Genomic DNA, 11,305 nt, shown 5'->3' with positions numbered 1-11,305 from the left:
CGCCCGGCGGCCGGGACCCGCCGTCCGAGCCCCCTGGGAGTGCCACATGGAGCGAACCGTCCTCGCCGCCGTCACCGAACGCCCCGACGCCGACTCGGCGCTCGCCGAGCAGCTGCGCCGCGTGTGCGCCGCCATGGCCGAGGAGGGCCTCCAGGTGCGCTGGACCCACCGGGCCGCCGACGCCCTGGCGGTCGTCAGCTCGGACGCGTCGCTGACGGCGGTGCTCGCCGCCTGGGACGCGCCCGGCGCGGAGGAGCTGCTCGGCGCGGTGGGCAGGCGCTTCCGCGGCCTGCCAGTGTTCCTGATGACGCACGAGCGGGAGCTCCCCCTGTGGGTGTACGAGGTCATCCAGGGCTACGTGTTCCCGCTGGAGGACACGCCGCAGTTCATCGCCGGGCGCATCGCCCACGCGGCCGAGGAATACTCCGAGAAGATCCTGCCGCCGTTCTTCGCCGCCCTGCGCCGGCTGGAGGACCACCACCGCTACTCCTGGCACACCCCCGCCCACGCCGGCGGCGTCGCCTTCCTCAAGTCGCCCGTGGGACGGGCGTTCTTCGACTTCTACGGCGAACGGCTGCTGCGCACCGACCTGTCGATCTCCGTGGGCGAGCTGGGCTCACCGCTCGACCACACCGGCCCCATCGGCGAGGCGGAGCGCAACGCCGCCCGCGTCTTCGGCGCCGACCGCACGTTCTTCGTGGTCAACGGCAACTCCACCGCCAACCGCGTCGTCGGCCACCACGCGATGGCCCGCGACGACACCGTCCTGATCGACCGCAACTGCCACAAGTCGGTCCAGCACGCGCTCGCCATCAGCGGCGCCCGCCCGGTCTACCTCGTGCCCGAGCGCAACGGCCTCGGGCTGGCCGGCCCGATCCCGCCCGCCGCGCTGGAGCCGCCCGCGATCCGCGCCCGGATCACCGCCCACCCGCTCGCCGACGGCGACCCGGCCTACGCGGTGATCACGAACTCGACGTACGACGGGGTCTGCTACGACGCGGTCCGCGTCGGCGAACTGCTCGGCGCCGGCGTGCCCCGGCTGCACTTCGACGAGGCGTGGTTCGCCTACGCCCGGTTCCACCCGCTCTACGCCGGCCGCTACGGCATGGCGATCGACGAGCGCACGCTGCCCGGACCCGGCCGGCCCACCGTGTTCGCCACCCAGTCGACGCACAAGCTGCTGGCCGCGCTGTCGCAGGCGGCGATGGTGCACGTGCGCCCGTCGGAGCGCGCCCCGGTCGACTACGACGCGTTCAACGAGACGTACCTCATGCACGCCTCCACCTCGCCGCTCTACCCGCTGATCGCCTCGCTGGACGTGGCCGCGGCGATGATGGACGGCCCGGCGGGGCCGTTCCTCACCGGGGAGGCGATCGTCGAGGCGGTCCGGTTCCGGCAGGCGATGGTGCGGCTGGCCGACCGCATCCGCGAGGACGGGCAGCGCTCCGACTGGTTCTTCGGCGTCTGGCAGCCCTCCGCCGTCACCGACCCGCGCACCGGCCAGGTGCACTCCTTCGCCGACGCCGATCCGGCGCTGCTGTGCGCCGAGCCGTCCTGCTGGACGATGGAGGCGGGGGCGGCGTGGCACGGGTTCGACGGCATGTCGGCGGGCTACTGCCTGCTCGACCCGGTCAAGGTGACGATCACCTGCCCGGGCGCCGACGCCGTCACCGGCACGCTCGACTGGGGCATCCCGGCCCGGATCGTCGCCGCCTACCTGGCGCGGCGCGGCATCGTGGTGGAGAAGACCGGCGACCACACGCTGCTGGTGCTGTTCTCCATGGGGATCACCAAGGGCAAGTGGGGCACGCTCATCGACGCGCTCACCGACTTCAAGAACGCCTACGACGACGACCTGCCGCTGGCGGAGGTGCTGCCGGGCCTCGGGCCCGCGACGGTGTCGCTGCAGAAGTTCTGCACGCTGGTCCACGAGAAGCTGCGCGACTCCGGGGTGGGCAAGCTGCTGGACGAGGTGTTCACCAGGCTGCCCCAGCAGGTGATGACGCCGGCCGACTGCTACCAGGCGATGATCCGGTCCCGCACCGAGGCGGTGACGCTGGCCGAGCTGCCGGGCCGGATCGCGGCGGCCACGGTGGTGGTGACGCCGCCGGGCATCCCGATGCTGATGCCCGGCGAGGCGACCGGCCCCGCCGACGGCCCGCTGATGACGTACCTGCGCGCCCTGGAGGACTTCGACCGCGCCTTCCCCGCCCTGGCCACGGACATCCACGGCGCCCACCGCGACGCCGACGGCCACTACCGCGTCCAGGTCGTCAGGGCCGCTAGCCGGTGATGGCGTGGGCCAGGGCCACCACGATGGGGCCGAGCAGGGGCAGCACGACGTTCGACAGCGCGTAGACGATCGTGTACGACATCAGCGGCGTGCTGTTGCCGGCCTGCGCCTGCACGGCGGTGATCGCCGGGGTGGAGCACTGCTGACCGGCGACGGCGCCCAGGGCGAGCGGCGGCGCCAGCTTCATCACCTTGAACGCCACCAGCAGCGACACCGTCGCCGGGACGAGCGTGACGAGCACGCCCGCGATCGGCAGCGAGATGCCGTACTTGCCGACGAGCGCGACGGCCGCGGGCCCCGACGACAGGCCGACCGCGCAGATGAACGTGGCCAGCCCCAGGTTCTTGATCACCGTGGCGGCGGCGGAGTCGAACTGGCCGATGGTGGGCCGTCTGGCGCGGATCCAGCCGAACAGCAGCCCCGACAGCAGGCAGCCGCCGCCGGTGCCGAGCGACAGCGGGATGCCGCCCAGCGGCACCGTGATCTTCCCGATGAGCATGCCGAGGATGACGCCGAGCGCGATGAAGATGAAGTCGGCCTTGACGCTCTGGTCGAGCCGGACGCCGAAACGCCCGGCGAACGCGCGCACGTCCTTGGCGGCCCCCGTGACGCGGATGACGTCGCCGGGGTTGATCGTGGTGCCCGGCTGCACCGGCAGCCCCTGCTCCATGCGGGTGATGCCGGTGACGTAGACGCCGTGCCGCTGCTCGGCCGGGATCTCGCGCCGCAGGTCGCCGAGCGGGGCGGCGGCGAAGTCCTTGCGCGTCAGCAGCACGTCGGCCTGGTCGAGCTCCAGGTCGAGGGTGCCGGTGCCGGACACCTCCGGGCCGACCACGTCGTCGGCGCGCACCAGGTCCTCGCGCCGCCCGAACAGCACGAGCACGTCCCCGCCGGCGAGCACGGTGCCGGGCCGCAGGTCGATGCTCCGGTCACCGCGCCGCACGCGCTCCACGGTGGCGCTGCCGCCGAGCGCGGTCTCCACCTCGGCGACGGTGCTGCCCGCGGCGGCGGTCACCCGCTGGGCGCGGCCGACGACGCCGGGCAGCGCCGTCGTGGCGTCCTCGCCTGGTTGCCCGCCGCTGATGCGCCGCCACAGCTTGTCCGCCTCGTCCATGAGGCTGAACCGCAGCACGGCGGGGGCGATCTGGCTGGTCAGCAGCACGATCGTGATCAGGCCGCAGATGTAGGAGATGGAGTAGGCGGTGCCGACGTTGGCCTGGAGCGCCCGGATCTCGGCAGCGGGGAGCGGCAGCCGCGAGATCGCGTCGGTGGCCGTGCCGACCACGGCCGACTCGGTGGCGCCGCCCGCCATCAGCCCGGCGGCGGTGCCGACGTCCAGGCGCAGCAGCAGGATCGCCAGCGTCGTCACCGTCAGCACGGCGACGACCTCGATCAGCGTGAACCAGCCGTAGCGCAGGCTCCGGCGGTTGAGGCTGGCGAAGAACGACGGGCCGCTCATGTAGCCGAGCGTGAAGATGAACAGGGCGAAGGCGATGTTCTTCACCTGGTCGCTCAGCGTGACGCCGCTGAACATGCCGACGAAGATGGCCACGATGAGCGTGCCGGCGATGCCGCCCAGCGAGAGCCCGCCCACTCTGACCTTGCCGATCGCGTACCCGAGCGCCAGCGACACGAACAGCGCCATCTCCGGCGTGCCGCGCAGCAGCTCCTTCAGCCAGGTCATGACGCGTCGAACTCGGCCTTGTAGCCGTCGACGATCTCCTTGAGCCAGCCGCCGATCTTCAGGTAGGCGTCGTGGTCCAGGTTGGCCAGGCTCACCCGGACGCTCCACTGCGGGCCGTCGAAGCCGCCGCCGTTCAGCAGCACCACCGAGCCCTTCTCGGCCAGGCGGAAGACCGGGTCGACCGGCTCGTACGTGAGCTGCAGCCAGTCGGCGAACTCGTTGCCGTACGTGCGCCGGACGAAGCTGAGGATGTCCAGCTCGACGTAGTAGTGGGCGGCGAGCGGGTCGTCGGGGATCGGCACGCCCATCCCCTCGGTGAGCGCGTCCAGCCGGCGGGCGATGACCGCGCGGCAGGTGTCCCGGTACGAGCCGCCGGCGTCGAGCAGCGACGACAGCGCGAACAGCGTCATCATCGTCTGCTGCGGCGTGGACAGGCCGGCGGTGTGGTTGAGCGCCACCTGGCGGGAGTCGGCCACCAGCCGGTCGATGAACCTGATGTCGCCGGGCCGCAGGCTGATGGTGCCGTAGCGGTCGGCCAGCCGGTCCAGGTCCGGCCGGGGCAGCCGGGCGAGCCGTTCGTCGAAGACGTTGTCCTGGTTGACGGCGATGACGCCGAGCCTCCAGCCGGTGGCGCCGAAGTACTTGCTGAAGGAGTAGACGCCGATCGTGTTGCGCGGCACCGCCGACATCAGCGACCGGAACCCGGGCACGAACGTGCCGTAGACGTCGTCGGTGATGATCGCCAGCTCCGGGTTGGAGGTACGGACGATCTCCGCGATGCGCTCCAGCGACTCCTCGGCCAGCATCACCGAGGGCGGGTTGGACGGGTTGACGAGGAACAGCGCCTTCACCGACGGATCGGCGAGCTTGTCCAGCTCGGACCGGTCGTACTGCCAGGTGTGCAGGCCGGCGCGGTTGGTCTTGGCCGCCTGGATCTCGACGGTCTTGAACCGGTAGCGCTCCAGGTGCGGGATCTCCAGGTAGGGCGAGAAGATCGGCGTCATCAGCGCGATCGTGTCCTCGGGGCGCAGCAGGCCGTTGATGACGCAGGTGTCGAAGACGTAGCACATCGCGGCGGTGCCACCCTCGACGGCGAACAGGTCGTACGGCCGCCGCGGGGTCCGGCCGCCGCACATCTCCTGGACCAGGTAGGCGTGCACGACCTGCTCGGCGTGCCGCAGCATGCGGGGGGGCTCGGGGTAGTGGTCGCCGGTGACGGCGTCGGTCAGCTCCCACACGAACGCGTCGGCGTCGAAGCCGAGCCGCCCGGTCCCGTACTCGACGCTGTCGCGCAGCAGGCTCGCGCCCGGCCGGTCGGCGTGCTCGCCGAGGAAGGCGGTGAGCCGGCCGGCGATGCCCTCGCGGCCCGGCAGGCCGCCCAGGCCGGGGAACTCCGACCAGGTGCGCCTGGACTCGGTGACGGCGAACTGGCCCAGCAGGAAGAACGCCTCGCGCGGCTCGGTGGCGATCCAGTTGGGGTTGCCTCGGCCGGCGTTCAGCATCGTGACGGCGTTCTCGCGCTGGCTCTCGCCTGCCAGGGCGATGAGCTCGTCCTTCAGCTCGAACGGGCTCAGCGACTCCCAGCGTCGTTCCTCGTCGCGGCCGGTCATGACGCTCCCCCTTCGCGTGCGGTGGGGGATCGTGAGGTGTCTGCCCTGGCGGGAAACGGGTGAAACCGGCAGAGAGCGCGGCACGGCACCCCCTACGAAAGTCGTGGGCAGGCGAGGACTTTCGCCGGGGACGCCCCGGGGCGGTCACGCGGCACGGTTGATCCCATGAAGAAGACCGTCGCCGCGAGCGTCCTCGCGCTCTCCGCTTCCCTGACGACCCCGCTGATCGCTCCCCCGGCCGCAGCCGCCGCGCCGGTGACCTCGCTGCCCGCGCCGACCGGCGACCACCGGGTGGGCAAGCAGGACCTGCACCTGGTCGACACCTCCCGGCCCGACCCCTGGGTGCCGACCGCGAAGGCGCGGGAGCTGATGGTGTCGCTGTGGTACCCGGCACGCGCGGGCGGCGGAAAGCCGTCCCGCTACCTGACGCCGAAGGAGTCGGAGCTGCTCATCAGGAGCGAGCCCCGGCTCAAGGACGTGCCGCCCGGCACGCTGGCCAAAACCCCCACCCATTCCCGGACCGGGGCGCCCGCGCTGAAGCGGAAGGGCGGCTGGCCGCTGGTGGTGATGTCGCCCGGGATGACGATGCCCCGCGCGACGCTGACCTCGCTGGCCGAGGAGTTCGCCAGCCGCGGCTACCTGGTGGCGGGGATCGAGCACACGTACGAGTCGCTGGCGACCACGTTCCCCGACGGCCGCACCACCACGTTCGAGGCCGGGAAGGCCGGTCAGACGGAGGAGACCGGCCGGAAGGTGGCCCGGGTGCGGGCGGCCGACACCGAGTTCGTGCTGCGGCGGCTCGAAGCCGACAAGCGCTGGAACCGGCTGATCGACGAGAAGCGGATCGCGATGGTGGGCCACTCGGTCGGCGGCCAGAGCGCCGCGCACCTGCTGTCCGGGTCGCGCCGGGTCCGGGCGGCGGTCAACCTGGACGGCACCTACAACCCGAAGACGCCGGCCGAGCCGCTGGACAAGCCGTTCATGATGATCGGCAACCCCCGGCACCAGCCGGACTCCGGCGGCCGGGACGGCTCCTGGGACCAGTTCTGGCCGCACGTGAAGAGCGACTGGAAGCGCTGGCTGACCGTGACCGGCGCCGAGCACATGAGCTTCGTCGACTACGGGGTGCTGCTGCCGCAGCTCGGGCTGCCGGAGTTCCCGATCGACGGCGAGCGGGGGATCGCGATCACCCGGGCGTACGTCACGGCGTTCCTCGACACGCACCTCAAGGGGCGGCACCGGCCCCTGCTGGACCGGCCGTCGGCCGATTATCCCGAGGTGAGGTTCTGGTAGGCCGCCGGGGACCAGCAGATCTCCGACTGCCGTAGTCGCGCCACTTGGCGGCTTGATCGGTCGCGCGACGCCGATATATGGCAGCATTTCCTGAAGAATCATGAAATGGCTGGGGGACTCAGTGCGAGAAGACGGACGCTCGGCTGTGCCTGGGGTGGACACCAGCATCCCCAACGGGGCGCGCATCTACGACTACCTGCTGGGCGGCAAGGACAACTTCGCGGCGGACCGCCAGGCCGCCGAGGCCATGCTGGCCCAGAACCCGCAGGCGTCGCAGACCGCCCGCGACAACCGGGCCTTCCTCGGCCGCGCGGTCCGCTACCTGGTCGAGGAGGCCGGCATCCGCCAGTTCGTCGACATCGGCGCCGGCCTGCCCACCCAGCAGAACGTGCACGAGGTGGCCCGCTCCGGCGCCCCCGGCACCCGCGTCGTCTACGTCGACTCCGACCCCACGGTGGCGATCCACGCCAGGGCGCTGCTGGCCACCGACGACGACGTCGCGGTGGTCGAGGCCGACCTGCGCAGCCCGGGCGACGTGCTCGGCCACCCGCTCACCCGTGAGCTGATCGACTTCGGGCAGCCGGTCGCGGTGCTCATGGCCGCGATCCTGCACTTCGTCTCCGACGAGGAGAACGCGGCCGGCATCGTCGCCGAGTACCGGCGGGCGCTGGCGCCCGGCAGCCACCTGCTCGTCTCGCACACCGCCGACGAGTCGCCGGAGCACGTCATGGCGACGGCCAAGCAGGGCTTCCGGATGGCGGGCACGGCGCTGACGCCGCGCAGCCGCGCCCGGATCGGCGACTTCTTCGGCGATTTCGAGCTGGTCGAGCCCGGTCTCACCGACGTGCGGAGCTGGCGGTCCCCGCTGAACGGCCTGCCCGCCCTGCCGTGGGTGATCGTCGGCGGCCTGGCCCGCAAGCCGTAACGCGGCCCCCGGGTGAACGCGGGCCGAGTTGCGGGGCCGTAGCCCGGCCGCGGGTCACCGCGCCACGGCCTGGCGGTAGTGCTCGTCGGCGGCCAGCAGGTCGCGGTGGGCGCCCTCGGCGGTGACCATGCCGCCGTCGAGGACGAGCACCCGGTCGGCCGCGTCCAGGAACGCCGGGCTGCTGGTGATCACCACGGTGGTGCGGCCCCGCCGCAGGTCCGCGATGCCGCGGGCGATGAGCTGCTCGGTGACCGCGTCGACCGCCGTCGTCGGGTCGTGCAGGACGAGCACGTCGGTGTCGGCGGCCAGGGCGCGGGCCAGCGAGAGCCGCTGGCGCTGCCCGCCCGACAGGTTCGCGCCCCGGTCGCGCACGCCGTGGTCGAGGCCCTCGGCGTGCAGGGCGACGACGTCGGTCAGCATCGACGCCGCGACGGCCTCGGGCACCAGGCGGCCGCGTCCCGACGGGTCGATGTTGCTGCGCAGGGTCCCGGCGAAGATCTCCCCGTCGTACGGGTTCACGAGCAGGTGCTCGCGGACCGCCTCGACCGACAGGTCCGCCACCGCGCGCCCGCCGATCCGCACCACGCCCTCGTACGCGCCGGGCGGGACGCGGAGGGAGAGCACCGCGGCCAGGTCGGCGGCGGCGCGCGGCTCGTAGGCGGCGATCGCGACGAACTCGCCGGGCGCCACCCGGAACTTCAGCTTGCGCAGCGCCCCGTGGCGGACGCAGTCGACCTCCAGGTCCCCACCCGGCGCGGGGCGGTCCCGGCCGGGCGTCATGACCGGCGGCGCGGCCAGGACGAGCGCCATCCGATCGGCCGACGCGCGGGCGACCATCACGTACTTGGGCATCTCCGAGAACAGCTTGAGCGGTTCGATGATGAACTGGGCCAGCCCCACGGCCATGACGAGCTGCCCGATCGTGATCTGCCCCTGGAAGGCGAGCCAGCCGGCGGCGAGGGTGACGACGGCGGCGAGGATCGCGTTGAGCCCCAGCGCGGCGCCCGCGTACGCGCCGTTGGCGCGGGCGACGACGATCGACTGGTGGCGGGCCTCCCCGCTGACCTTCCGGTAGGACAGGAAGGCCGCGGCGTTGCCGCCGAAGCCGTGCAGCGGGCGCAGGCCGGTGATCAGGTCGGCGACCTTCGCGCCCGCCCGCGCGACCCGGGCCTGCTGCTCGCGGGTGCCGGCGCCGATCCGGCGCGACAGGACGCTGAGGGTCGTCAGGATCGCGACGGTCCCGACGATCACCAGCAGGCCGAGCCACACGCTGGCCAGCCCGAGCGCCACGGCGCTGATCAGCACCGCAACAAGGGAGCTGACCAGCAGCGGCACCACCTCGATGATGTCGGCGGTCTGGTCGGCGTCCTCGGTGGCGATGGTCAGCACCTCGCCGGACCTGAGGTCGGCGTCCCTGGCGACCGGCTGCAGCCCGCAGGCGGCGACCTCCACCCGCCAGCGGTGCGCCTCGGTGACGTTCGCCTTCTGCAGGATGCGCATCCCGAAGCGCCACGACAGCGACACGGTCGTGATGATCACGAGCAGCGCGGCGATCGACAGGCCGAGCGAGCCGAGCGTGCGGTCCCGCATGGTGTGCTCGACGATCAGGCCGAGCGCGATGGGGAACGCGGTCTCGCCCGCCTGGTAGAGGCCCATGAGAACGGTGCCCCCGGTCATGGCGCCGAGGTTGCGCCGCAGCGCGGTCCGCAGGATGACGGACCCCGTGAGGGACGACATGCGCTCGCTCCTAACTTCCCGCACGCCAGGCCCGCCACAGCCGCGCGTAGCGTCCGCCCAGGGCCACCAGCTCCTCGTGCGTGCCCTGCTCGACCACGCGCCCGGCGTCCAGGACGGCGATCCGGTCAGCGGTCATGGCCTGGGTCAGCCGGTGCGCCACGAGCAGCGTGGTGCGGCCCCGGCAGGCGGCCCGCACGGCCCGCTCCAGCTCGGCCGCGCCTTCGCTGCCCGCCTCCGCGGTCGACTCGTCCAGCACCACGACCGGCGAGCGGGCCAGCACCAGCCGGGCCAGCGCGATCCGGGCGACCGTGGTGCCGTCCAGACGCTCGCCGCCCTCGCCGACCTTGGTGGCGAGCCCGTCGGGCAGCGCCTCGGCCCAGCCGTCGGCGCCGGCGACCCGCAGCGCGGCCATCAGCTCCTCGTCGGTCGCGCCGGGCGCGGCCAGCCGCAGGTCCTCGGCGAGCGGGCCGGAGAACACGTGCGTCTCCTGCGTCAGGATGCTCACCAGGGCCCGCGCCCCGGCCTCGTCCAGGTCCGCGAGGTCGGCCGTACCGACGCGCACCGACCCGGCCTGCGGGGTCCCGATGCCCGCGACGAGCGCGGCGAGCGTGGTCTTGCCCGCGCCCGTCGCGCCCACCAGCGCGAGCGACCCGCCCGCCGGGATCGTCAGGCTCACGTCCCGCAGCACCGGCTCGCTCGCGCCGGGATAGCCGAACGTCAGCCCCTCGACCGTCACCGGGTACGGGGTGACGTCCGCCGATGCGGGGGCGGCGCTGCCCACGAGCCGGTCCTCGGCCGCCTCGCCCAGCACGCCGACGAGCCGCGTCAGGCTCGCGCCGGACTTCTGCGCCTCGTCGAAGGTGAACATGATGGAGCCCAGCGGGTTGAACAGCCGGTGGAACAGCAGCGGCGCGGCCGACACCTCGCCGAGCGTGGCGGCGTCGGCCTCCAGCAGGGCGTAGCCGACCACGATGATCAGGGTGAGGCCGATGAACTCGGCGCGGTTCTCCCGGCCGACGAACCTGCCGAAGAAGCGGAACACCTCGATGCCGAGGTCGCGCACCCGCCACGACTCACGCGTGACCTGCTCGCGGAAGGCCTCCTCCAGGCGGTAGGCGCGTACGGTGTCGATGCCGTTGAGGCCGCTGATCAGCGCCTGCGCGCGGTCGGCCTGGGCTTCGCGCTGCCGCTTGTAGAGCGGGGCGGACCGGGGCAGATACCAGCGCAGCGCCAGCGCGTAGGCGGGCAGCGCGCCCGCGCCGGCGAGGCCGAGCCGCCAGTCCAGCCCGAACATGCCGGCGGTGGCGATGACGACCAGCACCCCGGCGGAGAACACGGTGGGCACGGCCGTGCGGATGCCCTTGGACAGCACGGCCACGTCGTCGCCGACCCTGGACAGCACGTCGCCGCGGCCGACCTGCTCGACCCGCGCGCTCGGCATCCCCAGCACGGCCCGTACGGCGGCCTCCCGCAGCCCGGCCAGCAGGTCCGCGCCGAGCCTGCCGATCAGGTACGTGGACGCGGCCGTGGCGGCGGCGCCCAGCAACGCGGCGGCCACCATGAGCGCGCCGATCGTGACCAGGATCGACTGCGGCTCTCCCCCGACGACGCCGTCGACCACCTGCCCGAGCAGGAGCACCGGGAGGACGGCGAGCCCGGCCCCGGCCACGGTGCTGAGCACGGCCCCGGCCGCGAGCCAGGGCGAGCGGCGGCAGTGCGCGGCGACCCAGCGGGTGGCCTCCCGGCCGGTCGCCGTGCGCAGC

7 protein-coding genes are annotated in these 11,305 nt (G+C 73.1%); 3 read left to right on the top strand and 4 right to left on the bottom strand.

The features are described 5' to 3' along the window. The first annotated feature begins 46 nt into the window (after nt 1–46). Nucleotides 47–2,293 carry an Orn/Lys/Arg family decarboxylase gene (locus KME80_RS33805; protein WP_246646205.1) on the top strand — a complete coding sequence of 749 codons (2,247 nt, stop codon included), beginning with the start codon at nt 47–49 and terminating at the stop codon, nt 2,291–2,293. Here KME80_RS33805 and aspT read toward each other — a convergent pair. Together aspT and KME80_RS33795 are read right to left on the bottom strand one after the other, a co-directional pair. Then, nucleotides 2,283–3,977: an aspartate-alanine antiporter gene (gene aspT / locus KME80_RS33800; RefSeq protein WP_219510635.1), complete on the bottom strand. Its 1,695-nt coding sequence runs from the start codon at nt 3,975–3,977 to the stop codon at nt 2,283–2,285. The genes KME80_RS33805 and aspT overlap by 11 nt on opposite strands. Further along, nucleotides 3,974–5,587 (bottom strand): bifunctional aspartate transaminase/aspartate 4-decarboxylase, encoded by a 1,614-nt coding sequence (locus KME80_RS33795; protein ID WP_219510634.1) that lies wholly within the window; start codon nt 5,585–5,587, stop codon nt 3,974–3,976. The genes aspT and KME80_RS33795 overlap by 4 nt, the downstream gene beginning before the upstream one ends. 165 nt (nt 5,588–5,752) lie before the next feature. Between KME80_RS33795 and KME80_RS33790 the strand changes: the two genes are divergently transcribed. Together KME80_RS33790 and KME80_RS33785 are read left to right on the top strand one after the other, a co-directional pair. Then, the gene (locus tag KME80_RS33790) at nt 5,753–6,880 is read left to right on the top strand and encodes an alpha/beta hydrolase family protein (RefSeq protein WP_219510633.1); all 1,128 of its coding nucleotides are present in this window, start codon (nt 5,753–5,755) and stop codon (nt 6,878–6,880) included. Between the two features lie 154 nt (nt 6,881–7,034). After that, nucleotides 7,035–7,805, top strand: coding sequence for an SAM-dependent methyltransferase (locus tag KME80_RS33785; RefSeq protein WP_308126031.1), 771 nt, complete (start codon nt 7,035–7,037; stop codon nt 7,803–7,805). Between the two features lie 54 nt (nt 7,806–7,859). Here KME80_RS33785 and KME80_RS33780 read toward each other — a convergent pair whose 3' ends face one another. Both KME80_RS33780 and KME80_RS33775 read right to left on the bottom strand, forming a co-directional pair. Then, on the bottom strand, nt 7,860–9,542 hold the full coding sequence (locus KME80_RS33780) for an ABC transporter ATP-binding protein (RefSeq protein ID WP_219510631.1): 1,683 nt from the start codon (nt 9,540–9,542) through the stop codon (nt 7,860–7,862). A gap of 10 nt (nt 9,543–9,552) precedes the next feature. Further along, nucleotides 9,553–11,223: an ABC transporter ATP-binding protein gene (locus KME80_RS33775; protein ID WP_308126030.1), complete on the bottom strand. Its 1,671-nt coding sequence runs from the start codon at nt 11,221–11,223 to the stop codon at nt 9,553–9,555. Nucleotides 11,224–11,305: the final 82 nt, after the last annotated feature.

It is taken from the genome of Nonomuraea ceibae, from assembly GCF_019396325.1.
In the GTDB taxonomy this organism is placed as follows: domain Bacteria; phylum Actinomycetota; class Actinomycetes; order Streptosporangiales; family Streptosporangiaceae; genus Nonomuraea; species Nonomuraea ceibae.
Note: the sequence above shows the minus strand (reverse complement) of the source record. Positions and strands in the feature narration are given on the sequence as shown.

What these genes read in the sequence shown, in the direction of transcription:
- KME80_RS33805 (WP_246646205.1), top strand. Translation starts at nt 47, where the DNA reads ATGGAGCGAACCGTCCTCGCCGCCGTCACCGAACGCCCCGACGCCGAC.
- aspT (WP_219510635.1), bottom strand. Translation starts at nt 3,977, where the DNA reads ATGACCTGGCTGAAGGAGCTGCTGCGCGGCACGCCGGAGATGGCGCTG.
- KME80_RS33780 (WP_219510631.1), bottom strand. Translation starts at nt 9,542, where the DNA reads ATGTCGTCCCTCACGGGGTCCGTCATCCTGCGGACCGCGCTGCGGCGC.
- KME80_RS33790 (WP_219510633.1), top strand. Translation starts at nt 5,753, where the DNA reads ATGAAGAAGACCGTCGCCGCGAGCGTCCTCGCGCTCTCCGCTTCCCTG.
- KME80_RS33795 (WP_219510634.1), bottom strand. Translation starts at nt 5,587, where the DNA reads ATGACCGGCCGCGACGAGGAACGACGCTGGGAGTCGCTGAGCCCGTTC.